Origin of the sequence: Paracoccus albus (genome assembly GCF_027913035.1) — a bacterium.
Lineage (GTDB): Bacteria > Pseudomonadota > Alphaproteobacteria > Rhodobacterales > Rhodobacteraceae > Paracoccus > Paracoccus albus.
Genome location: NZ_CP115775.1, coordinates 2,996,344 through 3,019,493 on the forward strand (window position 1 = coordinate 2,996,344; position 23,150 = coordinate 3,019,493).

Sequence of the window (23,150 nt, forward strand, 5' to 3'; positions counted from 1 at the left end):
CTGGCGCATGTGGCTGACCGAGACTTACCAATTTGCCAAGGGTCTCGGCTTTCGGCTTGCTGCGCTTCTTTCGGTGGCGATTCTGCCCATCGGTCTGATGTCGCTTATTCAGACGCTATATCTGTCCGGTGAGGCGGAACGATCAGCCGAAACTGCCATTGTCGGGCGGACGGGCGCTGCCGCTGCGGGTGAGCGTGCCTTGTTCCAAAGTGCGCTTGGCACGGCCGACGCCCTTGGACCGGCTGTTTTGCGGGATATCGAAAATCCCGAAGCGTGTTCTCGGATGCTCAAAAGCTTTGCCGAGCGGGGCGCGACCTATGTCTATGCGGGATTTGTTCAGCTTGACGGCATCACGTTCTGTAATTCGGGCGAAGAAACGCGCGATCTGACGGGCTTTGCAGCATATGAACACTTTGTGGCAAATCCCACCACGATGGTCGTGCCGATGCGTCGCGGTGCCGTAAGCGGGCAAGAGGTTGTTGTTGTGGGCCAGCCGCTCTACCGCGACCGCGAGTTGCTGGGATATGTCGCCGTGTCCCTGTCGCAGGAACTGCTGCAATCCACGCACAGCTCCATCTATGGCAGCGCAGGGGCACGGACGATCACGTTCAACTCTGACGGCGATATTCTGTCGGCGGATGATGGCGTGATGGAAGATATCAGCGGTGCCTTGCCGCGTGGTCAGACGTTGGAAGACCTTATCGTCCGGGCTGAAACGACCTTCACCGACATCACCGAAACCGGAGAGCAGCGGGTTTTCGCTGTCGTATCGGTCGTGCCGGGGCTGGTCTATGCACTGGGTAGCTACAGCCCGACGGAAGCGGGCGTTCAGGGTTATCGTGTGACCAAGCTGACAGCGGTTCTGTTTGCGATTGCCCTGTGGGCCGTGTCGCTTGGCGTTGCGTATTACGCGGTCTACCGGCTTGTTCTGCGCCATGTTCGGGAATTGCGCGGCCAGATGCGCCGCTTTGCAGTCGGTGACAGGGCCGCGCCCCCGCGTATTATGGAAGATGCCCCGACCGAGATCGCCGATGTTTCGCGGACGTTCCATAATATGGTCCGGATCCTGAACAGGGATGAGGCCGCACTTGAAGCCGCGATTGACGATAAGACGGTGCTGCTGAAAGAGGTTCATCACCGCGTCAAGAACAACCTTCAGCTTATCGCCTCGATCATCTCGATGCAGGGCCGTGTGATTGAGGACGCCGATGCCAAGCGCACCTTGCGTTCGGTTCAGGACCGGGTGGCCGCGCTCGCCTCTATTTACAAAAATCTGTATCAGGCAGAGCATCTGGAATCCGTTCAGGCTGACAGGCTGATGTCTGAAATCATCAACCAGATGACGCGCGCCACAATCGGCCCGGACCGTCGGCTGGATATAGAAACGGAACTTGCGCCGCTTATTTTGCCGCCGGATCAGGCCGTTCCGCTGACCTTGCTGACGACGGAGGCATTTACCAATGCTCTGAAGTATGCGGGGACGCCAAAAGGGCATGATCGTCCCTGGGTACGCGTGCATCTGACCCATGAGGGCGAGGAAATGGCCCGGCTGGAAGTCGCAAACTCTATGGGCGAAGACCAGCCCCACCACGAAGGCACAGGTCTGGGCAGCCAGTTGATCGAGGCTTTTGCGATGCAGCTTGAATCAGAGGCCGACATCAAGACAAGCGAAACGGAGTTTGTCTTTTCAATGCTGTTCCGGATAGAGCCGATCAGGCCATTGCCCGTTGATGATCGCACCGTCGTCCTGACGTCGGCTGCCCGCGGCGGGGCGCAGCACTAGCTCCGGGCTTTCCATCGGTCCCGGCAGCAGGTAGCTTCCCGCCAAAATGACAGGAGACGGCATGGAACGCGAAAAGCTTGGCCAAAGCGATGTCGAAGTAAGCTCTTTTTGCCTGGGAACGATGACCTTCGGCAATCAGACCGACGAAGTGGATGCGCATCAGCAAATTGATCTGGCGCTTGATGCTGGCATCACTTTCCTTGACTGCGCAGAGATGTATCCGGTCAACCCGGTCCGCAAGGAAACGGCGGGCCGGTCAGAGGAGATCATCGGCAGTTGGATCGCCAGAACCGGCCGCCGCGACGACATCGAAATCGCAACCAAGGTCACGGGCAATGGCAGCGTCGTCCGCGATGGAGAGGGCTATGATGGCAAGATCATCGCCCGCACGATTGATGCCTCGCTGAAGCGACTGCAGACCGATATGATCGACCTGTACCAGATCCACTGGCCGATGCGCGGCAGTTACGCCTTTCGCCAAAGCTGGCACTACGATCCATCGGATCAGCGTCGGCAGGAAAATATCGACCATATGGGCGAGGTGCTGCGTGCACTTGCCGATGCTGTGCAGGCTGGAAAGATCCGTTCCTTCGGCTTGTCGAATGAAACCGCTTGGGGCACGACCCGCTGGATCGATACCGCCGAAAGACTGCACGCGCCGCGCGTGGCCGCTATCCAGAACGAATATTCGCTGCTCAACCGCCTGTATGACACCGATCTGGCCGAGGTTGCAGTGAATGAGGGCGTGACCTTGCTGGCCTATTCGCCGTTGGCTGCTGGCTTGCTGACAGGAAAGTATCAGGGCGGCGCCGTGCCAGAGGGAAGCCGCGCGGCGGTCGATATCGCTGCGGGCGGCGCGGGCAATCTGGGCGGCCGTATGACCGAGCGGGCGCATAAGGCCGTGGACAGCTATCACCAATTGGCGCAGATGTCGGGCATTGACCCGATTCACATGGCACTTGCGTGGCTGCGGACACGTCCGTTCCCGGTCATTCCGATCCTTGGCGCGACTTCTGCGGCGCAGCTTGAACACCAGCTTCCTGGGCTGGAGGCGACAATCACGGACGATCTTAAATCCGCCATTGATGATCTGAACCGCGCATGGCCGCAGCCCTATTGACTCTGACGGGCGATGCGGAACTGACGACCGCGTTTGCCCGTGCGCTTGCGCCCGATTTGCGCGCAGGCGATACGATTTTACTGGACGGCCCGGTGGGCGCAGGCAAGTCGCATTTCGCCCGCGCCCTGATCCGCGCACGGCTTGAAAGCCCGGCAGAGGAAGTTCCAAGCCCGACATTCACGCTGGTGCAAACATATGATGGCGAACCGCCGATATGGCACGCCGATCTTTACCGGCTGAGTGATGTTGCGGAAGTTGAAGAACTTGGCCTGCTGGATGCGATGCCGGACGCTATAGCTTTGATCGAATGGCCCGACCGGATGGCGCCAGTGGAAAACGCCCTGAAGCTGCGATTTCGGTCGCATGAAAACCCTGATTTTCGGCGTATCGAGGCAGAGGGTGACGCCATCACCTGGGCGCGGATGCGGCGTGCAGGGGAACGGGCGGTTTTTGCGCAATCTGCGGGTTGGGCCGATGCAGAGGTATCATTTCTGGCGGGTGACGCGTCCGCCCGGCGCTATTTCCGGCTGAAGCGCGGAAACGACACCGCTGTATTGATGGATTCGGACGCAGACACGCTGCTGCGCTATCTGGCGATGACCGACTGGCTTTCGCAGCGCGGCTTTGACGTGCCGAAGGTGATTGCAACTGATAAGGCCGTCGGTCTTGCCCTGCTGGAAGACTTTGGCGACGCACAGATCGCCCGCGTGATAGAGACATCGCCTGATAGGGCGGGTGACCTCTATCACCGTATCGCGGCCCTGCTGGCGCGGCTCGCCAGTTTTCCACCTGCACCCGGCGTCAGGGTTCTGGACGGGCCTGAGATGGCGCGTCAGGTGGGCATGTTTGCCGAGTGGTATCCGAAGGCGGCGGGGGCTGGGGTAGAGGTGCAGGCGGCAGCAGATGAAATCGCGCCGGCCATCGCCCGACTTCACGCCGACCTGTGCGCCGATCTGCCGCCCGTAACGGGTCTGCGGGATTTTCACGCGGAAAACATCATCCTGACCCCGGATGACCGTCTTGGCCTGCTGGATTTTCAGGACGCCGTCGAGACGCATCCGGCTTATGATCTGGTTTCCGTTCTGCATGATGCGCGACGTGAAATTCCGCCCGAAGTCGAACAGGCTGCGATCACGCGCTTTATGCAGGACACGGGACTGAATGCAGACAGGTTCCGCGCGGCCTTTGCGCTGTTGGGGGTGCAACGCAATCTGCGCATCATGGGCATCTTCACGCGCCTTTGTCTGGTCGAGGGAAAATCGCGCTACCTTCAGTTCATGCCCCATGTCTGGTCCCTGATACAGCGAGAGTTGCAGGCGCCGGAACTGACAGAACTCTCCGCGCTGATCGAACAGATGCCGCCGCCCGACGCCGCTACGATTGAAAGGATTGGTTCGCAATGCCGCCGCTGATGATCTTTGCCGCAGGCAAGGGAACGCGCATGGCGCCCCTGACCGATACAGTGCCGAAGCCGCTTATCGAGGTTGAGGGGAAAAGCTTGCTGGATCGGGCGATTGACATGGGCCGCGATGCAGGTGTTTCGAAGATGGTGGTGAATACGCATTATCTGGGCCAGCAAATCCACGATCACCTTTCCGGTAGCGGCATCGGCATTTCGGATGAGGCGGATCTGCTTCTGGAAACGGGCGGCGGCTTGCGCAAGGCCTTGCCGTTGTTGGGCGATGGTCCTGTGATGACGCTGAACCCGGATGTCATCTGGACCGGCCCGAATCCGTTGTCGGCGCTGCAGATGGCCTGGGACCCGCAGCGGATGGATGCGCTGTTGATGCTGGTGCCGCATGACCGTGCCCGCGGTCGGATCGGGCCGGGTGATTTCAGCCTTGATCACACTGGCCGCATCAGTCGCAAGGGTGATTTCGTCTATGCCGGTTGCCATATGCTCAAGACTGAACGGCTGGCCGAAATAAGTGACGAGACATTCTCTCTAAACAAGCTTTGGGACCTTCTGATCGGGGATAACCGCGCTTACGGTGTCACCCATCCCGGCGGTTGGTGCGACCTTGGCCGCCCGGAAACGATCCCATTGGCAGAGGCGATGTTGGCCGAACATGTGGTCTGACTGGGACAATGGAACATTCGCGCTGCCACCGGGCGCCGATTTCTGCCGCGGTGTCGTCGAGGGGCTGATGGCGCGGACGGCTGGCAAGCCCCCCGAAGCACTGGCTGCGATCACTGTCTATGTGAATGCCGGTCGCACAATGGTCAGTCTGCGCGCGGCATTTGATGAATATGCGGCGGCGCATGGGCCCGTTTTGTTGCCACGGCTCAGGATGGTGACCGATCTGGGTGCCGATCTTCCGGGTCAGCCCGCTTCTTCGTTGGCTCGAACGCTGCAACTGGGTCGGCTGGTTGCCCACCTGCTGGAACGTGAGCCATCGCTGGGTGCAGGCCAGTCCATTCCTGCGCTGTCGGAATCGCTGGCGATGCTGATGGGCGAGATGCAGACCGAGGGCTGCGATATCGAAAGCCTTTCAAAGATCGACATCAGGGAACATGCGGCGCATTGGCAGCGCTCGCTTGCCTTTTTGCGGATTGCGGCTGGATTCTACCTGACCGATCCGCCGGTCGACGGACCCGCGCGGCAACGCCGGATGGCAGAGATACTGTCAGAGGCATGGCAGCAGGGGAAAGATGTTCCGTCAGCACCTGTTGTGGCAGTGGGATCAACCGGTTCGCACGGGGCGACGCGGATGTTCCTGAAAGCTTTGGCGATGCAGCCTTTGGGTGCGGTGGTTCTGCCCGGATATGACTTTGCGCAGCCGGAGGAGGTCTGGTCGTCAATTATAAGCGATGCTGACGATCATCCGCAGGCAAGGCTGGCGGCGCTTCGCGGTAAAGGCGTTCGTCCCTGGGCCAAAACCCCGGAAAACCGTCGCAACGAACTGGTGTCGCTGGCTTTGCGTCCCGCGCCGGTGACGGATCAGTGGATTGCAGAGGGGCCGGAACTGCCTGACCTGATGGAACCCACTGCCGGTCTTAGCCTGATCGAGGCCGATCAACCGCAAGAGGAAGCAGATGCCATCGCTGTTCTTATTCGCGATGCGATGACCCGTGGTCAGCCGGTCCGTCTGTTCGCAGCGGACCGGGGCATCGTTCGCCGTGTAGACGCCGCACTTGACCGTTGGAACCTGGCGATAGATGACAGCGCGGGCCAACCGGTGCAGCTTTCGCCTCAGGGGCTGTTCCTGCGCCATGTCGCATCGGTCTTTGGGCAAAAGCTCGGCATCGACATGCTTCTGGTGTTGCTGAAACAACCGATCACGGCAACCGGAAACGAGAACGGCCACGGAGAGTCGCTGCGGCAAACGCGTGAGCTGGAGCTGGAACTGCGCCGGAACGGGCCAGCTTTTCCCGACGCGACCAGTTTGCAGAAATGGGCTGAAAAGGGTGATGATAACCGCAAGGTTTGGGTCGGTTGGCTTTCCAGCATCCTCAGACTGACCGAAGAATGGGAAGATGATTGCGGTGAACGGCCGGTGCCGGATCGTATGGCGGACCATTTGCGGCTGGCCGGCCTGCTGGCGGCGGGGCCGGGCGGCAAGGTTGAAAATTCGGCTCTGTGGAATGGTCCGGCAGGATATGCTGCGGAATCCGCGATGCGGCACCTTTCCGATCATTCCGAACTCGCCCAGCCGATGGATCCGCGCGATTACGCCAGCTTGATCGACAGCCGACTGGCTGCTCAGGCGGTGCGCGTGCGTGGCCGCGAAAATCTGCTGATCCGTGCCTGTGGCCCACGAGAGGCCCGGACAGAGGCAAACCTTTCTGATGGTGCAATCATCATCCTCGCTGGGCTGAACGAAGGCAGCTGGCCGCAGGCCCTTCCGCCCGACCCGTGGTTGTCCCGCGCCATGCGGGCCGAGGCCGGGCTTACGCTGCCAGAGCGTCAGATCGGTCTGTCGGCGCATGATTTTCAGCAGGCCATCGCCGCGCCACAGGTTGTTCTGAGCCGGGCGAGGCGCGATGCCGACGCGGAAACCATTCCGTCACGCTGGCTGAACAGGCTGACGAATCTGATGAGCGGTTTGCCAGAACGCTCCGGTCCACAGGCCCTGACGGCAATGCGCGAAAGGGGCGATCGGTGGATTTCGCTTGCCCGCCAGCTTGCGCAGCCCCGCTTTGCGATCGAACCGGCACCACGCCCTGCGCCCGTTCCCCCTGCACCCGCCTTTGACACAATATCGGTGACACAGGTCAAAACCCTGATACGCGACCCCTATGCGGTTTACGCCGCGAAGGTGCTGAACCTGCGCCCGCTGGACCCGCTGCGGCCAGAACCGGGCGCGCAGCTTCGCGGTCAGGTTCTGCACGAGGTTGCCGAGGCATTGCTGACACCGCCCCCTGCCGCTGACATATCGCTTGAAGAACTGCGCGAGCGCTTTGTGCAGACCACGCGGACAGTGCTGGAAGATCAGGTGCCGTGGCCTGCGGCGCGGGCTTTTTGGCAGGCGCGGATGGAAAAGATCGCCGACCAGGTCACCCGTGATGAATACAGGCGTCTGCAACGTGGCGCCCCATTGGTGGTCGAGGCGACACATCGCATTCCCGTGCCGGGCCTGAACCTGCACCTGACGGCCAAACCTGATCGGATTGACCGTCTGGATGGCGGGGCCTCGGCGCATGTTTATGACTATAAATCGGGTCCGCCACCCACCGAGAAGCAGATGGCGCATTTCGACAAGCAATTGATGCTGGAAGCCGCGATGGTGCAGATGGGGGCGTTTCCCGCGCTTGGGCCGGTGGGTGTGGAAGGCGTCAGCTATATCCAGCTTGGCGGTGAGGGTGCCACGCATCCGCGGAAGTTTTCGCCAGAAGACGCGCAGGAGACATGGGCGAGATTTGTGATCCTCGCCAAGCACTATTTGCAGGGCGGGCAGGGCTTCACGGCACGGCGTGCGATGCAAAAGGCTGCAGACAGCAGCGATTATGACCACCTGTCCCGCTATGGCGAATGGGGTGTCGGTGATGCACCGGTCAAAATCAAGGTCGGTGATCATGACTAAGCGGCCCGCAGATGACGCGACCCTTCGCCAGATCACGGCGGCAGATCCTGCGAAATCAACCTGGCTGACGGCCAATGCGGGTTCCGGCAAGACGCGGGTTCTGACCGATCGCGTTGCGCGGCTTCTGCTGGAAGGCACCCGGCCAGAGCGGGTTTTGTGCCTGACCTACACCAAAGCCGCAGCGACAGAGATGCAGAACCGCCTGCTGAAACGCCTGGGCGAATGGGCGATGCTTCCTGACGAGGCATTGGCGAAAGCCTTGGCGGAACTGGGCGTATCGGGGGTACCGGACCTTGCATCGGCGCGACGCCTGTTTGCACTTGCGATCGAGACTCCGGGCGGGCTGAAGGTTCAGACGATCCACAGCTTCTGCGCCGCGTTGCTGCGCCGTTTCCCGTTAGAGGCAGGCGTTCCGCATGGTTTCGCCGAACTGGATGACAGATCGGCCAGCCTGTTGCGCGATGAAATCCTGCAGGAAATGGCAGCAGAAAACGTGCCGGAAATCCGGGACATTACGGCGATACACTCGGGCGAGCGGCTGGATACGCTGCTTGCGCAATTGTCGCGCGGTGTGTTGCCCGACGACGCAGAGGCGAAGCTTCGCGAGGCAAGCGGCTTGCGCGCGGGCCTGACAGAGCGTGCCTTGCTGGCCGAGGTTTTTGAGGGCGATGAAGGGGCTTGGATCGGCTCTTTCATCGGTGCTTTGGCGACGGGCGGCAAGACGGATATCGACCTTGCCCGAAAGCTGCAAAGCGTCAATTGGAATGCGCCGGACATGGCTGGCCTGGCGACGCTGGAAGGCGCGCTTCTGTTCGGGTCGGGTGCCGGGAACCCGTTCGGCCCAAAGATCGGCAAAATCCCCACAAGGGCGCTGCGAGAGGGCACCTGTGCCCCATTTATGGATCAGTTTGATGAGTTGATTTCCCGAGTGACAGAGACCCGCCCGCAGCGTATCGCACTTGATTTCGTCAACCGTTCCGCTGCCCTGTTTCGTTTCGGGCGAGCGTTTTCGCGCCGCTATCAGCAGCGAAAGGCTGCGGCGGGTTGGTTGGATTTCGACGATCTGATCACGCGGGCAGGGGCGCTGTTGTCAGATGCGGCGATGGCGCAGTGGGTCCTGTTCAGGCTGGATGGCGGTATCGACCATATCCTTGTGGATGAGGCGCAGGATACCTCGCCCGAACAGTGGCGGGTGATCGAGCACCTGACGGCGGAATTTACGGCGGGGCAGTCGGACAGGCTGCGCACGCTTTTTGTGGTCGGCGATCCGAAACAGTCGATCTATTCCTTCCAGGGTGCGGATATTGCCGTTTTCGAGTCGCGTCGCGACGAGTTTTCAAGCGCGTTTGCCGCCGTCGAGCGGCCGATGCAGCGGCTTGATCTTAAGTTTTCGTTCCGCTCTTCGCCCGCCATTTTGTCGGCGGTCGATGCCACCTTTGCAGATGATGCAGGCAAGGGCCTTGGTCAGGCCAGCCATCACCGGGCCTTTCTTGGCGAGCGTCCGGGACGGGTGGATATCTGGCCCGAAATCGCACCGGCTGACGATCCCGATGAAACAGCGTGGGAGGATCCGGTCGACCAGCTTGCCCCCGATGCCGCGCCGACACTGCTGGCAGAGGAGATCGCGCGTCAGCTTAAGGGGATGCTCGATCCCGTCTCTGGCACGTCGATCATGACGCGCGACGGCGTGCGTCCGCTGGATGCAGGCGACATTCTGATCCTTGTGCAAGGGCGGCAGACAGCCTTGTTCGGAGAGATCATCCGGGCATCGAAGGCCGCGGACCTTCCGGTTGCGGGCGCTGACAGGCTGAAGCTGGCGGCAGAACTTGCCGTTCAGGACATTCGGGCGATGCTGAACTTTCTTGCCACGCCGGAAGATGATCTTTCACTGGCCGCCCTGTTGCGATCACCGCTGATCGGGCTGGATGAAGACGCGCTGTTCCGCCTGGCACATGGCCGGAAGCCGCGCGAATACCTGTGGGCTCGTCTGCGGGCGTCGGATCATCAGGAGGCCCGCGAGTTGCTGGGCGATATGATCGACAATTCGCAGCTGCGGCCATTCGAGCTGATTTCTCGCTTGCTTGGGCGGCATGGCGGGCGGGAACGTTTGCTGGCCCGTCTGGGCCCTGAGGCGGAAGATGGCATTGACGAACTGCTGACGCAGGCGCTTGCCTATGAACGGACAGAGGTTCCGTCCCTGACCGGCTTTCTGGTGTGGCTGTCGGCCGACGATGTCGAGGTCAGGCGCCAGCCGGGTTCCGGTGCCGGTCTGATACGGGTGATGACCGTTCATGGTTCCAAAGGTCTGGAAAGTCCGGTCGTTATTCTGCCCGACACACACAAGCGCCGGTCATACCGGCCGCCCGAACTGCTGCGGCCCAAGGATGGCATACCGATGCTGTCCGGACGCAGTGGGGAACGCCCGGACTTCGCACAAGCCGAAGTCGAAGAAGCCGCGCGGCTGGACGCGGAAGAACGCAAGCGGCTGCTTTATGTCGCGATGACCCGCGCGGAAAGCTGGCTGATCGTCGCTTCGGCCGGCGACGTGGGGGCGGGTGACGAAAGCTGGTATTCGATGATCCGCGAAGGCGTGGCGCGCGCGGATCTGGACAAGTCGACCTTCGAAGGCGGGCTTGGCCCCGTCACGCGCTATAGCTTTGGCGATTGGCCGCAGGCCGCCGAACGCAAGCCGGTTCAGGATACGGTAAAGCAGGATGCGCCGTGGCTGTGGACCTATCCGCCCGAACAACCAAGGCGAAGCCCGCAAAAGACGGCATCTGCACTTGGTGGGGCGAAGGCACTGCCGGGGCCTGACGGTGACGACCCCCACGCTGCCATGCTGTTTGGCACGCGCCTCCATCTGCTGCTGGAAAACTTGCCGGATTTATCCCGCGATGAGTGGACAGACCGTAGCCGCGATCTGCTGGCCGGGGGTGAGGGCGGCTTGCCCGACTCCGTTATGCTGGACAGGTTGATTTACGAGGCGACGGCGGTGCTGGACGCGCCCGATCTGGCAGAGGTTTTTGCGGTCCCTGATGGTGCGACGGTGCTTAGCGAAGTCGAAACCGTGGTAAACGTAGGGACGTTCGGGCCGGTCAGGGGAATTATCGACAGGCTGATTGTCGCGCCGGATCGCGTTGTCATCATCGACTACAAATCGAATGCGACTGTTCCAGACATAGCTGACAAAACACCCGAAGGAATTTTGCGCCAAATGGCTGTCTACCGCGCGGCCATCGCCCCGCTTTATCCCGACAGATCAGTAGAGGTCGGCGTTCTGTGGACCTCGTTGCGACAGTTAATGTGGCTGCCGCATGCTTTGCTTGACCGCGCGCTTGCTGCCCTTGACCCCGTGCCGCAGGCTACTTAGCTCTAGTTTAACCTTTTCCCGCCGGTGCGTCCGGCAAGCCATTCAGGAGAGTCCGTCATGGCCACTCAACCCGTTACCGACGCCCAGTTCGACGCCGAGGTGATCAAGTCCGACAAACCAGTTATCGTCGACTTCTGGGCAGAATGGTGCGGCCCGTGCAAACAGATCGGCCCTTCGCTGGAAGAGCTTTCGAGCGAATATGAAGGCAAGGTGAAGATCGTTAAGGTCAACGTGGATGAAAACCCTGAAAGCCCCGCATCGATGGGCGTTCGCGGCATTCCTGCACTGTTCATGTTCAAGGATGGCAAAGTCATCTCTAACAAGATCGGCGCAGCACCCAAGGCCGCGCTGAAAGCGTGGATCGACGAAAACGTCTGATCCTGACAGTGCATGAGATCTGGGGCGGCGGTCAGATTGGCCAGCCGCCCTTTTTCAATGCGTTGAGAATTCGCAGTTCGGCAGTGGGTGCCATCGCGTCAATGGCCTGTTCGCGCAGCAGCCAGAACAGGTACTTTGCGTAATGCGCCTTGTGTTTGGGCGCGTTTTGCAAGGCTTTCTCAACGCCGATCTCCGCGACGTTCAGGGCGATGTGGTGAAAGTCGATCTGTGCAAACAGCACGACCGGACGCGCCAGCAGATAGGCGTCCATTGCGACAGAGCTGTTCTGGGTCGCCACATATTCCGCCCCGGCAAGCAATTGCCTGCTGTCGCCACCTATCATCAGGTTCGGATAGCGCCGCGCCAATTGCTCCAGCTCTGCCAGCTCCAGCGACGAATAATCACCATTTGGATGCAGGGTGGCTATGCACCGTTTGCCCGTATTCGCGACCGATTCCACCATCTGAAGCGGGCTCATTGTCTGGAATGACCGGGTTTCGTTCAACCGCGTCTGAAGCGGTATCAGCACATGGGTGGGCTCGGTGGGAGATATTCCCGGAAGGTTCTTGGCGCGCAGATGGTGGATGAATGCACGCGCTTCCTCTGCGTCGATCTGGTTGGGGCGGAACGCGGCCTTCACCACATCCCAACGCCATCGTTGCTGGTCAATCTCAATATGCCAGAAGGGGTAGTAATAGGTTCGGCGAAATATTTTGACCCGCTTATGCTGCGGCCCGCTCATATGATGCAGGGCGTAGACATAGCGTTCGGGCGGCAGGTCCGTTTCTGGCGCAATTTCGAACAGCCAGCCGCGGCGTGAGACGGCGGAACAGATCTTGTCCAGAAAATTGAAATGGCCTGCCTTAGCACGCTTTGCCATTTCCGTATCAAGATGAATTCGCAGGATTCTTTCGACCATGCGTAACGTTATGCTTTGGAATTGCTTCCGGCAATGGCTTGCGGGCAAGATTTCAGACACCTATCTGACCAGCAACAAAGGAGAATATGATGGCGGATGACAAATTCCCCGGCTGGCATGGCACCACAATTCTGGCCGTAAAGCGCGGCGGTAAGGTCGTCGTGGCGGGTGACGGTCAGGTCAGCGTCGGGCAGACCGTGATGAAAGGGACCGCGCGGAAGGTGCGCAGGCTTTCGCCCGGTGGTCGCGACGTCGTGGTGGGTTTTGCCGGATCGACCGCCGATGCCTTTACCCTGCTGGAGCGGTTGGAAAAGAAGCTGGAATCCGCTCCGGGTCAGTTGCAGCGCGCCTGTGTGGAGCTTGCGAAGGACTGGCGGACCGACAAGTATCTGCGCAACCTTGAAGCCATGCTGATCGTGACGGACGGCTCGCAGCTTTACGTCGTGACGGGCGCTGGCGACGTGCTGGAGCCAGAGCATGACATTGCCGCCATCGGATCGGGCGGGAACTTTGCCTTGGCCGCCGCGCGCGGACTTCTGGAAACAGAGCTCGGGGCTGAAGAGGTCGCCCGCAAGGCGATGGCCATCGCCGCTGACATTTGCGTTTACACCAATGGCAAGCTGACGGTCGAAATACTCGAAGCGTAAGCGCCTAAGACCGGCCAGGACCATTCAGCGAAATTGAAAAGAGATATCATGACTGAACTGACCCCGCGCGAGATCGTATCCGAGCTTGATCGTTTCATCATCGGCCAGAAAGACGCCAAGCGTGCCGTTGCCGTGGCGCTGCGCAACCGCTGGCGTCGTCGTCAGCTTTCGGATGACCTGCGCGATGAGGTTTATCCGAAGAATATCCTGATGATAGGCCCGACGGGGGTGGGTAAAACGGAAATCAGCAGGCGCCTTGCAAAGCTGGCCCATGCCCCCTTCGTGAAGGTTGAGGCGACGAAGTTCACCGAAGTCGGCTATGTCGGGCGCGATGTCGAACAGATCATCCGCGACCTGACCGATGCTGCAATGATCGAAACGCGCGAGACGATGCGCGAGGATGTTAAAGCCCGCGCCCATCAGGCGGCAGAGGATCGTGTGATCGCCGTTCTTGCCGGCGAGGGCGCGCGCGACCAGACCCGCAACATGTTCCGCGACAAGCTGAAGCGGGGAGAGCTGGACGATACGATGATCGAAATCGAGGTTCAGGATAACTCCAACCCGCTTGGCATGATGGATCTGCCGGGCCAGCAGGGCGGCATGGGGATGATGGACCTGTCAGGGCTGATGAAGGCTTTCGGCGGGCGTCGCGTGAAACGTAAGGTAACCGTCGCCGAAAGCTATGAATTGCTGATCGCGGAAGAGGCCGACAAGCTGCTGGATGATGAGGCGGTAAAGGCTGCCGCACTGGAATCGGTTCAGGAAAACGGCATCGTCTTTATAGATGAGATCGACAAGGTTTCCGCCCGCGCCGATGCGCGGGGTGCGGATGTCAGCCGCGAAGGCGTGCAGCGCGATCTGCTGCCGCTGATCGAAGGCACGACCGTCAGCACGAAATATGGTCCGGTCAAGACCGATCATATCCTGTTCATCGCGTCGGGTGCTTTCCATGTCGCGAAGCCTTCGGACCTTTTGCCCGAATTGCAGGGGCGACTTCCGATCCGTGTCGAATTGCGTGCGCTTACCGAAGAGGACTTTGTGCGCATCCTGACAGAGACGGACAATGCGCTGACCCGGCAGTATACGGCACTTCTGGGCACCGAAGGCGTGACTGTCACCTTTGCCGAGGATGGTATCGCCTCGCTCGCCCGAATCGCGGCAGAGGTAAATACCAATGTCGAAAACATAGGCGCCCGCCGTCTTTACACAGTTATCGAGCGCGTGTTCGAGGAGCTTTCCTTCACCGCGCCCGATCAGAACGGACAGAGCGTCACGGTCGATGCCGCTTTCGTTGAAAAGCATTTGGGTGATCTGTCCCGGTCCGCCGATTTGTCGCGCTACGTTCTTTAAGTCGAAGTCGGTAGCCTGATCGCCAGTTGAATAAATCGCTGACGATCAGGCCTTTTGCGAAATAGCGGCGCAGGTGCGGAACCTGTCGCGGGCCCGGCTCGTTGACGTGATGAAGCAAAGTAATGTCTGCGGAGAGCGCAATGCAGCTCAATATGTTCAACGGCCTGATCGGGATTGTAATTTTTGCACTTGATGTCTGGGCAATCGCACAGATCATTAACTCTGGTGCGGAAAGAACCAATAAGATCATCTGGGTTCTGGTCGTGGCGTTCCTGCCCGTTATCGGCCTGATCGCATGGTATTTTATGGGGCCGAAGGCGAACGTATCACCGCCGCGCTAGGCCCACCGATCGTCCTGCCACTGAACTGAATCGCTTTCTTTTGCTGCCAGTTCCCTAGGGGGCTGATCGACCCGTTGTGTGCTTTCCTGCTTTGTAAAGCGCACCATCCGCTTGCCGCCGCGCAGCGCAGTGACTGACCAGGCCACAGCGCCTTGTCCGTCGGGGCCAAACATCACACCACGAGCCTTCTGTTGAAGATCTTCGCTCGTCAACGACAGGCGCAATTCGTCCAGACCGGGCGCTTCCTGCCAGTCGCCTTGCCACACTTGCAATGCGTCGGGCATGCGTTCGGGCGGCTCTCCCCACAGCGATGTATAGGCAGCGTTGGTCATTACGACCTGCCCGACGGCATTAAACACAATCAGCCCCTGCTCGATCCCGTCGAGAACCTGAGCGCCAAGCGTCAGTTCCGCCCTGAACTTGCGGGTGAGCGTCACTTCAGAGGTCATGTCCTCCATCAGAAATGCGACAGCGCCGTTCGGATGCGGCCTTCCGGTGACGCGGTAGGTTCGCCCGCCGGGCAATGTCCAGGTCTCGACATGCAAACCGGCCGAAGCGGCTGATTCGAGCGTTGTCATCTGCTTTCGCCACGACCTGTAATCCCTTGGTTCGGGAACCATGCGCAGTTCTCGCATCTGGTCGAGCATGCTGTAAAGCGATGGGCGCGCCGTCAGGAATGCTGCCGGCAGCCCGGTCAGGTCGATCAAAGCGGGGTTGAATAGTTGCAATCGCCGCTCTTCGTCGAATATCGCCAGGCCGATGGGGATATCCGCGAATGTCTTGGTCAGTGTTTGCAGGAAGTCGCGAAGGTTCCTCTCAGCCTGAACCTCGCTGTCGATGGGTAAAGCATAGGTGATTTCGCCATTTGGTGCGCTTCGCTTGTGACATCTGAACCAATGGACAGCCTCGCCGGATTGAATCGTTGAACGGTGGTGTTCATCGGCGTCCGCTGCGTCGCTGTGGCCCGCCAGAATATCCGGTAATGGCCATGGCACAGCCGACGGGTCCGCCTGAAGCGCGGCTTCGAGATAGGTCGAGTTTGCCCAGACAATCTCGCCATCCCGACCGCGTCGTGTGATTGGGATCGGTGCGGATTCTACGATGCCGCGCAGCTGCGACAGCTCCTCCTCCATGGCCTGCTGCGACAATGCATCGACCACCATGCCCGCCGAACCGCTTTGCGGCAGAATGAGCGTCAGGCGAAGCGCACCGTCCAGAGTTTCCTCGGCCTGCAACCGGATCTCTATCGCGTCGCTGGCGGTCTTGCCTGTCAGGGTTGCGTCCCCGCCGAATTGGGCAACCTCTTCCAGCTTTTGCAGATCAGAAAAACGCTCCGCCAACCATATTTTCAGCGCGGGAAGATCATCGCCCGAACAACCGTCAAGGATGCGTCGTGCTGGCGCGGTAGCGTCGATCAACCGGTCTTCGCGGTAAAGGAAGACGCAAGGCTCCACCAGGCCGCCTTCCAAAAGCTCTGATCTTTTCGACCTTTCGACATAGCGAATGCAAAGGGCAATGAGCAGCGCGAACAACGCGCCGCCAGCCAGAACCAGCCAAATGGAAACGTGCGGGATCATGAATAGCCATTCAAATGTTCCGACTCACGCTCAGCTAACCCCACGACAGGTTAAAAACTGGTTAACGGGCTCAGGAAATATACGGATTTGCGCTGAGCGGCTGCCGGTCGTCGGCAATTATTCTTGCCAACGGCCAGACGATATCCGCTTTCGCTCCCTCAGCACCGTTGGTTAAGATCAGACGTGCACCGCTTCCTTCCAGCAATGCGCGAGCGATGAAAAGACCAAGGCCCATTCCGTCATAGCTTGGCCGCCTGTCACTGCGTCGGGTGATCGGAAAAGGATCTGACAATTGGCTGAGCATCGCCTGTGGATATCCCGGCCCGTTATCGGTGATGGCGATGCGCAGTTCCGTTTCGGTCCATGACGCGCTTACGATGACCTTGCTATGCGCAAAATCAACACCGTTCTGTATTATGTTCCGCAGTCCGTGAATTACTCCGGGATCGCGGCGGATCGTTGGTTGGGCGATCTCGTCCAGAAGCAAGATCTCAACACCGATACCACGATTTGTATGGGGCTCTGCCGCCTCCTCAAGAACGGTTCGCAGCGGCGCCGCATGAAGTTTCAGGTCGTCCTTTCCCGCCCGTCCCATCGAACGCATGATGTCCCGGCACCGATCTGCCGATTGGGTGAGCGTCGCCGCATCCTCTGCCAGGTCTGTTCGATACGGCAGGGCCTCTTGAAGCTCATCACGCAGCTCTGACGCGATCAACTTTATCGTCGCAAGCGGTGTGCCCATCTCGTGCGCGGCTGCCGCAACCACACCTCCCAGATGCTGAAGCTTTTGCTCCCGCGCCAACGCTATCTGTGTCGCAGAAAGCGCATCCGAGGTGGTCGCGAGCTCAGTTGACACCCTTCGTGCGTATACCGCAAAAAAGACCACGCCGATCAAAATAGCGACAAGATGGGCACCCTGCAAAATGGGCGGCATCGCAAGGTCAAGCGTGGGATGTTGCAAAGGTGCCGCAAACCATGCTGCGGCGGAAATCATGATGATGGTTGCAAGCCCGACAAGAATGGTCTGACGGTCACCCAATGCGGTTGCCGCGATTGTGACCGGAGCAAGCACCAGAAGTGCGAAAGGGTTCGATAGCCCGCCGGTTAACGCGACGAGCACAGAAATCTGCAGCAGATCAAAAACAAGCTGCCACGCTGCGCTAGTTTGGGTCACGCGCGATGGCATTGCCGTCATCCACAGGTTCAGCGCGGCGGCTATTGCGACGACAAGCAACGCGGGCACAGTTGCAAACTCGACCTCCATCATCCGCGCAATGATGATTGCGAAAAGCTGGCCGCCAAGCGCGATCCATCGAAGCAGAACCAGCGTGCGGCGGCGGATCGGCTCTGCCCGGCGGCCCGGATCGGTCGAGAGGGTGGCGGCAAGTTGCAAACCCTGCGGCATTCTGATCCTTGCGATGCGGCATCTGGTCCTGTTGATATAGGGTGCGCTTTGCGCGATCAATGCAGCGAACCCGAAACCGGAATGGCCATGAACGACAAAAAATTGCTGATTATTGGAACGGTGGCGGCGCTGGCTTTGTTGACCGGCGGTGCAACCTGGATGTCGTCGCGCAGCGGAAATGACGCTGACGCAGCAAATTCGGATCAGTTTGCGTCCTGCCGGACAAGCGTTGTTGCGGGCGGAACTGCGGCGCTTGGCGGATCGTTTGAGCTAACAAACGAGAATGGCGAAAGAGTTACCGAAGCCGACGTATTTACCAAACCCTCGCTGCTCTACTTTGGCTATTCATATTGCCCGGATATTTGTCCTTTTGATAATTCCCGAAATGCCGAAGCGCTTGATCTTCTGGACGAACAGGGAATCGACGCTCAGGCCGTTTTTGTGACCGTCGATCCAAACCGGGATACGCCGGAGGTAATGGATCACTATACCTTCAATATTCACGAGAAAATGATCGGCCTTACAGGTACCGAAGATGACATCGCGGCAGCCGCGAAGGCCTGGCGGGTCGCTTATCAGGTCCAGGACGATGGCAGCGACGATTATCCTGTCAGCCATACGACAATGACCTATCTGGTGCTACCGGAGTATGGCACGATGGAATTCTTCAACCGTGACGTTACACCAGAAGCCATGGCCGAACAGACGGCCTGTTTCGTCAACGCTGGCTAACCGGATTTGCGTCTGACTTGCCATGCGCATAAAACACGCGCATCGCAGTTGGAGAGACCGATGGCAGACGCAGACCGTGGCAAGATCGAAATCGGCGCCGACCGTACATTGCTTTTGGTCGACGATGATGAGATATTTGTTAATCGGCTCTCCCGAGCTATGGAACGACGTGGTTTTGTCCCTCGCGTTGCATATTCGGTTTCAGATGCCATTTCCGCGACGAAAGAGGCACCTGCTGCCTATGCAGTAGTCGATCTACGGCTGGAAGACGGCAGCGGGCTTGATTTGGTCGAGGCGCTGCGCGAAGCGCGTCCTGATGCAAGAATAGTTGTGCTTACGGGCTATGGCGCAATCGCAACCGCGGTTGCAGCGGTGAAACTGGGCGCAACGGATTACCTTTCGAAACCGGCTGATGCCAACGATGTGGTATCTGCGCTTCTGCAAACCGGCGAATTCTTGCCACCGCCGCCCGAAAACCCGATGTCGGCAGATCGCGTAAAATGGGAACATATTCAACGTGTTTATGAACAATGCGACCGTAATGTCAGCGAAACAGCGCGGCGTTTACATATGCATCGTCGGACATTACAGCGTATTTTGGCAAAAAGAAGCCCACGCTGATTAGACTAACATTTAATTAAATTGACACTTACCGGGCGGTTATCATATTTCTTTCTTCTTCGAGCGAAATGTGGAGACGTCTATGCTTGATTTGAATAATATGTCGCTAAAAGAGCTTTTGGAGCTGCGTAATCGGGTTGACCGTTCCATCGCCGGTTTCGAGGAGCGGCGGCGGCGCGAAGCAATGGCTGCAATCGAAGAAGCTGCACGTGAACATGGGTTCTCGTTAAACGAGCTTACCGGCGCGAAACAAAGCCGTCGCGGTGGAAAAATTGCGCCTAAGTATATGAATCCAGATGATGGAACGCAGACCTGGACCGGTCGTGGCCGTCGTCCGCATTGGATTCAGGCTGCACTGAATTCGGGAAAGACGCTGAGCGACTTGGAAATTTAAAGCTTTCACAGCAGCCAAGACGGGCCCGCTTTCAGGCGGCGAATAATTTAAACTAAACGTATCAGATCATTGAATCTATTCAGATAGGCTTTGCGTGCCTCCATCGGTGGTCGAAGGCAAATCTTTAATCCCGCGCAATGCTCTGGCTTGGGGTTTTTAAAAATTCCCCGTGCCTCTTTCTCGGCGAAACCCGCTATCTCAATTGCTTCAAGCCAGGCAGAAACATGATCTGCCTGTTTGATTAACCTTTTAACGGAAAGCGGGATTTTCGCGGGCAGTCCGAACCGCCTATGGACTGCCTCCGCAATACGGGCGTCCATTTCGACATATTCCCGCCCCAACGCGCCTTTCACCGGCGAAATCATATCACCCAGCACATATTCGGGCGCGTCGTGCAACAGCGCGGCAAGGCGCCACTTTGCGGGCTGGTCAGGCGATATGCGACCGAAAGCCTCTTCGACCAGAAGGCTGTGCTCGGCAACGGAATATGGCCAGTCGCCGTGCGTCTGACCGTTCCACCTGGCGACAAAGGCCAGGCCGTGGGCGATATCTTCGATTTCAACATCGACCGGCGTCGGATCAAGAAGATCAAGCCGCCGGCCTGACAGCATACGCTGCCAGGCTCTTTTCGTGCGGGGGGGCAAGGTGGGTTCTTACGAAACCGGCGCGTCGGCAGGCTTTTCGGCCTGCGCGCGGCGGGCGAGTTCCTGACGGTACAGCGCCACGAAATCGACGGGGTCCAGGTTAACCGGCGGGAAGCCACCATCGCGGGTGATGTCGCTGATCACGCGGCGGATGAAGGGGAACAGCATCCGGGGACATTCGATCATCAGGAACGGGTGAAGCTGATCCTCCGGCACGCCTTCGACCTGAAAAACCCCGCCATATTCCAGCTCACACAGGAACAGGTTGGATTCGTTTACAGTGTTTTTCGAGGCAACCTTGAACTTCGTGATCACCTCATACTGATTGTCGGCACTGCGCTTGCGCGCGTCGATGCTGACCTGAACGCCAATTTCAGGCTTCACTTCTGCCGTGTTCAGACCCTTTTGCGCAACAATATTTTCGAAGGAAAGGTCACGGATGAACTGGGCCAGAATCTGCATGCGCGGCGGCTGCGGCGTGGGCTGGGCTTCTGCACTGCTGTTCGGGTTTGTATTTTCATCGGTCATTTGTGATCCTTTCGCAAAACTGTTGAAGCGCTTCTATCACCGGGGCCCAAATGCCTCAACGCCTGCAAGCCATGATTAATCCGGGCGAGTCCAGCCAGAGGGCTTGCGCGCCTTGCTGTCCTTTCCGCGGGCAGGCGGAGGAGCGATGTCATCACGCGCGACATAGGGATCTTCCTGAACGGAATATTCACCATCAATCACGTCATTCTCTGCACGGCCGGGCCAGCCGTGGCGCGGCTGACGCGCGCTGTCGAAGCCAAAGCCTGACCGCGTTACCTTCACATGCCGGCCCGCGCGGCGCATCAGCCAGACGCGCACGCCGGGTACCAACAGCAGCAGGCCAATCGTGTCCGTGAAAAAACCGGGTGTCAGCAGCAACGCGCCTGAAAACAGGATCATCGCGCCATGTGCCAGTGGCCGCGTCGGATCGCTGAATGTCTGAAAGGATTGCTGCAGATCTGCAAGGGCGCGGCGGCCCTGACTGCGGATCATAACCATGCCGACAAAGGCCGACAGCAGCACCAGACCGATTGTTGGCCACAGCCCGATCAGGCCGCCGACCTGAATAAACAGGGCAATTTCGACAATCGGGACCAGAATAAACAGAATGAATAGCGGCATGTGACTCCTCTGCGTGCCGACAACTGGACTTGCGTCCGCTGCACCCCTACATAAGAGACAAGGGCGAAAATACAAACTGAGGCGCCCCGCGAAGGGTAGAATATGTCGAACTCGCTGATTCAGCTGATTGTGCTTGCCGCGATTGCGGTGTTCCTGATTTTGCGCTTGCGCAACGTGCTGGGAACACGCGACGGATTCGAGCCCACACAGGTTGACGAACGTCCGGCTCAACGCAGCATGGATGTGATCGAGGACGATCCGCGCGCGTCCGACACGGACCTGACCGATCATGTTGATCCGGACAGCCCGGCATATGCGGCTTTGGTCGAGATGAAGCGGGCAGAACCGTCATTCTCATTGTCGGAGTTCCTCGGCGGTGCGAAGCAGGCCTATGAGATGATCCTTGTTGCGTTCGAAAAAGGGGATCTGTCGGATGTCCGGGCATTTCTTGCGCCGGAAGTCGCGACGGCGTTCGATTCTGCGATCGAAGGGCGCAAATCCTCTGGTCAGTCGGCCGATGTGCAGTTTCTTGGCACGCGCGAAACCGCGCTTGCGGCAGCAGAGTTCAATCCGGCAAGTGCCGTCGCGGAACTTTCCGTTCGCTTCGTCGGCGAGATGATCGTTGCCATTCGCGACGCAGACGGAAATGTGGTCGAGGGCGATGCCAAGACGCCACGCAAGCAACGCGACACCTGGACGTTTGAGCGTGAAATGGGCGCGGCTGATCCGAACTGGCGTCTCGTCGCAACCGGCGCCTGATGAGCCGTCGGCGCGGCCTGACACCCGAGGATCGGGAGCTTTGGTCGCGCGTGGCAAGAACGGCCACCCCGCTTGAGCCGAAATCGCGATCGGTGATGCCGGACGCGTCGCCAGAGCCAAAGCTGAAATCTCCGGTTCGTTCCGCCCGCGCATCTGTGGCGCTTGCGCCGGATTTTGGTGTCGGATCAAAGGCGGGTACGCGACGCGGCAATGACCTTGCGCCTAGCCCCGCGGATGCGTTGTCCAGCCAACCGATCCGTATGGACCACCGGACACATCGACAGATGAGCCGCGGCAAGATGCGCCCGGAAGCGAAGCTGGACCTTCACGGTATGACCCTGGCGGAGGCCGGGCCAGAGCTGGCCCGGTTCATTCTGTCCTGCCATTCGCGTGGGTTCCGGTTGGTTCTGGTCATTACCGGCAAGGGAAGCAGTGGCAATGACGGGCCGCTGCCGGTCCGTCGGGGCGCATTGCGGCATCAGGTTCCGTATTGGCTGCACGCCCCGCCCATTTCTCATGTCGTACAGCAGGTCGCGCCCGCGCATCTGCGGCATGGCGGAGCGGGTGCGTATTACGTTTATCTGCGCCGCTAGCGTTTTTTTGCAGGCAGGCTGTCGGCGAAGCTGACGCCTCGCGAAATCCACATTTCCAGTGCCGCATCATCGGCCGTCCCGGCTGGTGACACTGTGACGAAGGCTTTCGGGCTGCGGCCCCCACCGATGTTCAGGGGGCCGACATCGGGATCGTTCATCGCGGCGGCTGCGCCTTCGGCGCCAAGGCGAACCATCAGCCGATCACCATTGACGCCGCAGGCCATGTTGCCACCCCGCAGAAAGCAAAGCCCGCCCATCATGGAAATTTCTTCGGCACCGCCCAAAGCCGCCAGAACATTACGAGCTCGCTCCGCCAAAGCCTTGTCATATGCCATGAAGCATTC

22 protein-coding genes are annotated in these 23,150 nt (G+C 59.4%); 15 read left to right on the top strand and 7 right to left on the bottom strand.

What is annotated here, in order from left to right; translation table 11 throughout:
• Positions 1-7: 7 nt before the first annotated feature.
• The 7 genes from PAF20_RS15040 to trxA all read left to right on the top strand — a co-directional run bounded on the left by PAF20_RS15040 (position 8) and on the right by trxA (position 11,675).
• Positions 8-1,783, top strand: a complete 1,776-nt coding sequence (locus tag PAF20_RS15040; RefSeq protein ID WP_271071406.1) for a sensor histidine kinase — start codon at positions 8-10, stop codon at positions 1,781-1,783.
• 61 nt (positions 1,784-1,844) lie between these two features.
• Entirely contained in the window at positions 1,845-2,903 is a 1,059-nt protein-coding gene (locus PAF20_RS15045; RefSeq protein ID WP_271071407.1) for an aldo/keto reductase, read from the top strand.
• Positions 2,885-4,315 carry a tRNA (adenosine(37)-N6)-threonylcarbamoyltransferase complex ATPase subunit type 1 TsaE gene (gene tsaE / locus PAF20_RS15055; protein ID WP_353620598.1) on the top strand — a complete coding sequence of 477 codons (1,431 nt, stop codon included), beginning with the start codon at positions 2,885-2,887 and terminating at the stop codon, positions 4,313-4,315. The genes PAF20_RS15045 and tsaE overlap by 19 nt, the downstream gene beginning before the upstream one ends.
• Complete coding sequence (locus PAF20_RS15060; protein ID WP_271071408.1) at positions 4,303-4,983, top strand: nucleotidyltransferase family protein; 681 nt, start codon at positions 4,303-4,305, stop codon at positions 4,981-4,983. Before tsaE ends, PAF20_RS15060 begins: the two co-directional genes overlap by 13 nt.
• The gene (gene addB / locus PAF20_RS15065; RefSeq protein WP_271071409.1) at positions 4,973-7,927 is read left to right on the top strand and encodes a double-strand break repair protein AddB; all 2,955 of its coding nucleotides are present in this window, start codon (positions 4,973-4,975) and stop codon (positions 7,925-7,927) included. The genes PAF20_RS15060 and addB overlap by 11 nt, the downstream gene beginning before the upstream one ends.
• A complete protein-coding gene (gene addA / locus PAF20_RS15070) occupies positions 7,920-11,297 on the top strand; it encodes a double-strand break repair helicase AddA (protein ID WP_271071410.1) in 3,378 nt (1,125 codons plus the stop codon). The genes addB and addA overlap by 8 nt, the downstream gene beginning before the upstream one ends.
• Before the next feature lie 57 nt (positions 11,298-11,354).
• The gene (gene trxA / locus PAF20_RS15075; protein WP_271071411.1) at positions 11,355-11,675 is read left to right on the top strand and encodes a thioredoxin; all 321 of its coding nucleotides are present in this window, start codon (positions 11,355-11,357) and stop codon (positions 11,673-11,675) included.
• A gap of 31 nt (positions 11,676-11,706) precedes the next feature.
• Here the strand turns inward: trxA and PAF20_RS15080 are convergent, their stop codons facing one another.
• Positions 11,707-12,555: a hypothetical protein gene (locus PAF20_RS15080; protein WP_271071412.1), complete on the bottom strand. Its 849-nt coding sequence runs from the start codon at positions 12,553-12,555 to the stop codon at positions 11,707-11,709.
• Between the two features lie 128 nt (positions 12,556-12,683).
• On the opposite strand from PAF20_RS15080, the gene hslV reads away from it, so the two are divergent.
• From hslV to PAF20_RS15095, 3 genes are all read left to right on the top strand, one after another.
• Positions 12,684-13,241 carry an ATP-dependent protease subunit HslV gene (hslV, locus tag PAF20_RS15085; RefSeq protein WP_271071413.1) on the top strand — a complete coding sequence of 186 codons (558 nt, stop codon included), beginning with the start codon at positions 12,684-12,686 and terminating at the stop codon, positions 13,239-13,241.
• A 48-nt stretch (positions 13,242-13,289) separates the two neighbouring features.
• Positions 13,290-14,591, top strand: a complete 1,302-nt coding sequence (gene hslU / locus PAF20_RS15090) for an ATP-dependent protease ATPase subunit HslU (RefSeq protein WP_271071414.1) — start codon at positions 13,290-13,292, stop codon at positions 14,589-14,591.
• 140 nt (positions 14,592-14,731) lie between these two features.
• Positions 14,732-14,932 carry a PLD nuclease N-terminal domain-containing protein gene (locus PAF20_RS15095; protein WP_271071415.1) on the top strand — a complete coding sequence of 67 codons (201 nt, stop codon included), beginning with the start codon at positions 14,732-14,734 and terminating at the stop codon, positions 14,930-14,932.
• Here PAF20_RS15095 and PAF20_RS15100 read toward each other — a convergent pair.
• Positions 14,929-16,509 (bottom strand): PAS-domain containing protein, encoded by a 1,581-nt coding sequence (locus tag PAF20_RS15100; protein WP_271071416.1) that lies wholly within the window; start codon positions 16,507-16,509, stop codon positions 14,929-14,931. The genes PAF20_RS15095 and PAF20_RS15100 overlap by 4 nt on opposite strands.
• 70 nt (positions 16,510-16,579) lie before the next feature.
• Positions 16,580-17,914, bottom strand: a complete 1,335-nt coding sequence (locus PAF20_RS15105) for an ActS/PrrB/RegB family redox-sensitive histidine kinase (RefSeq protein WP_271071417.1) — start codon at positions 17,912-17,914, stop codon at positions 16,580-16,582.
• An 87-nt stretch (positions 17,915-18,001) separates the two neighbouring features.
• Between PAF20_RS15105 and PAF20_RS15110 the strand changes: the two genes are divergently transcribed.
• The 3 genes from PAF20_RS15110 to PAF20_RS15120 all read left to right on the top strand — a co-directional run bounded on the left by PAF20_RS15110 (position 18,002) and on the right by PAF20_RS15120 (position 19,661).
• Complete coding sequence (locus PAF20_RS15110) at positions 18,002-18,646, top strand: SCO family protein (protein WP_271071418.1); 645 nt, start codon at positions 18,002-18,004, stop codon at positions 18,644-18,646.
• A 60-nt stretch (positions 18,647-18,706) separates the two neighbouring features.
• Positions 18,707-19,267, top strand: coding sequence for an ActR/PrrA/RegA family redox response regulator transcription factor (locus PAF20_RS15115; protein WP_271071419.1), 561 nt, complete (start codon positions 18,707-18,709; stop codon positions 19,265-19,267).
• An 82-nt stretch (positions 19,268-19,349) separates the two neighbouring features.
• The gene (locus PAF20_RS15120) at positions 19,350-19,661 is read left to right on the top strand and encodes an H-NS histone family protein (RefSeq protein ID WP_271071420.1); all 312 of its coding nucleotides are present in this window, start codon (positions 19,350-19,352) and stop codon (positions 19,659-19,661) included.
• Positions 19,662-19,708: 47 nt separating this feature from the next.
• Here the strand turns inward: PAF20_RS15120 and PAF20_RS15125 are convergent, their stop codons facing one another.
• From PAF20_RS15125 to PAF20_RS15135, 3 genes are all read right to left on the bottom strand, one after another.
• The gene (locus PAF20_RS15125) at positions 19,709-20,272 is read right to left on the bottom strand and encodes an HD family hydrolase (RefSeq protein WP_271071421.1); all 564 of its coding nucleotides are present in this window, start codon (positions 20,270-20,272) and stop codon (positions 19,709-19,711) included.
• A 42-nt stretch (positions 20,273-20,314) separates the two neighbouring features.
• Positions 20,315-20,833 carry a protein-export chaperone SecB gene (gene secB, locus PAF20_RS15130; protein ID WP_271071422.1) on the bottom strand — a complete coding sequence of 173 codons (519 nt, stop codon included), beginning with the start codon at positions 20,831-20,833 and terminating at the stop codon, positions 20,315-20,317.
• Positions 20,834-20,908: 75 nt separating this feature from the next.
• Positions 20,909-21,454 (bottom strand): FxsA family protein, encoded by a 546-nt coding sequence (locus tag PAF20_RS15135; protein ID WP_271071423.1) that lies wholly within the window; start codon positions 21,452-21,454, stop codon positions 20,909-20,911.
• A 102-nt stretch (positions 21,455-21,556) separates the two neighbouring features.
• Between PAF20_RS15135 and PAF20_RS15140 the strand changes: the two genes are divergently transcribed.
• On the top strand, positions 21,557-22,213 hold the full coding sequence (locus tag PAF20_RS15140) for a Tim44/TimA family putative adaptor protein (protein ID WP_271071424.1): 657 nt from the start codon (positions 21,557-21,559) through the stop codon (positions 22,211-22,213).
• Positions 22,213-22,806, top strand: coding sequence for a Smr/MutS family protein (locus PAF20_RS15145; RefSeq protein WP_271071425.1), 594 nt, complete (start codon positions 22,213-22,215; stop codon positions 22,804-22,806). The genes PAF20_RS15140 and PAF20_RS15145 overlap by 1 nt, the downstream gene beginning before the upstream one ends.
• Here PAF20_RS15145 and PAF20_RS15150 read toward each other — a convergent pair.
• A complete protein-coding gene (locus PAF20_RS15150; RefSeq protein ID WP_271071426.1) occupies positions 22,803-23,141 on the bottom strand; it encodes a TfoX/Sxy family protein in 339 nt (112 codons plus the stop codon). The two genes, PAF20_RS15145 and PAF20_RS15150, sit on opposite strands and share 4 nt — an antisense overlap.
• Positions 23,142-23,150: the final 9 nt, after the last annotated feature.

Bases quoted from the DNA above. Each gene is read 5' to 3' on its own strand.
- PAF20_RS15040 (WP_271071406.1), top strand. From the start codon at position 8: ATGTGGCTGACCGAGACTTACCAATTTGCCAAGGGTCTCGGCTTTCGG.
- PAF20_RS15045 (WP_271071407.1), top strand. From the start codon at position 1,845: ATGGAACGCGAAAAGCTTGGCCAAAGCGATGTCGAAGTAAGCTCTTTT.
- tsaE (WP_353620598.1), top strand. From the start codon at position 2,885: ATGGCCGCAGCCCTATTGACTCTGACGGGCGATGCGGAACTGACGACC.
- PAF20_RS15060 (WP_271071408.1), top strand. From the start codon at position 4,303: ATGCCGCCGCTGATGATCTTTGCCGCAGGCAAGGGAACGCGCATGGCG.
- addB (WP_271071409.1), top strand. From the start codon at position 4,973: ATGTGGTCTGACTGGGACAATGGAACATTCGCGCTGCCACCGGGCGCC.
- addA (WP_271071410.1), top strand. From the start codon at position 7,920: ATGACTAAGCGGCCCGCAGATGACGCGACCCTTCGCCAGATCACGGCG.
- trxA (WP_271071411.1), top strand. From the start codon at position 11,355: ATGGCCACTCAACCCGTTACCGACGCCCAGTTCGACGCCGAGGTGATC.
- PAF20_RS15080 (WP_271071412.1), bottom strand. From the start codon at position 12,555: ATGGCAAAGCGTGCTAAGGCAGGCCATTTCAATTTTCTGGACAAGATC.
- hslV (WP_271071413.1), top strand. From the start codon at position 12,684: ATGGCGGATGACAAATTCCCCGGCTGGCATGGCACCACAATTCTGGCC.
- hslU (WP_271071414.1), top strand. From the start codon at position 13,290: ATGACTGAACTGACCCCGCGCGAGATCGTATCCGAGCTTGATCGTTTC.
- PAF20_RS15095 (WP_271071415.1), top strand. From the start codon at position 14,732: ATGCAGCTCAATATGTTCAACGGCCTGATCGGGATTGTAATTTTTGCA.
- PAF20_RS15100 (WP_271071416.1), bottom strand. From the start codon at position 16,509: ATGATCCCGCACGTTTCCATTTGGCTGGTTCTGGCTGGCGGCGCGTTG.
- PAF20_RS15105 (WP_271071417.1), bottom strand. From the start codon at position 17,914: ATGCCGCAGGGTTTGCAACTTGCCGCCACCCTCTCGACCGATCCGGGC.
- PAF20_RS15110 (WP_271071418.1), top strand. From the start codon at position 18,002: ATGAACGACAAAAAATTGCTGATTATTGGAACGGTGGCGGCGCTGGCT.
- PAF20_RS15115 (WP_271071419.1), top strand. From the start codon at position 18,707: ATGGCAGACGCAGACCGTGGCAAGATCGAAATCGGCGCCGACCGTACA.
- PAF20_RS15120 (WP_271071420.1), top strand. From the start codon at position 19,350: ATGCTTGATTTGAATAATATGTCGCTAAAAGAGCTTTTGGAGCTGCGT.
- PAF20_RS15125 (WP_271071421.1), bottom strand. From the start codon at position 20,272: ATGCTGTCAGGCCGGCGGCTTGATCTTCTTGATCCGACGCCGGTCGAT.
- secB (WP_271071422.1), bottom strand. From the start codon at position 20,833: ATGACCGATGAAAATACAAACCCGAACAGCAGTGCAGAAGCCCAGCCC.
- PAF20_RS15135 (WP_271071423.1), bottom strand. From the start codon at position 21,454: ATGCCGCTATTCATTCTGTTTATTCTGGTCCCGATTGTCGAAATTGCC.
- PAF20_RS15140 (WP_271071424.1), top strand. From the start codon at position 21,557: ATGTCGAACTCGCTGATTCAGCTGATTGTGCTTGCCGCGATTGCGGTG.
- PAF20_RS15145 (WP_271071425.1), top strand. From the start codon at position 22,213: ATGAGCCGTCGGCGCGGCCTGACACCCGAGGATCGGGAGCTTTGGTCG.
- PAF20_RS15150 (WP_271071426.1), bottom strand. From the start codon at position 23,141: ATGGCATATGACAAGGCTTTGGCGGAGCGAGCTCGTAATGTTCTGGCG.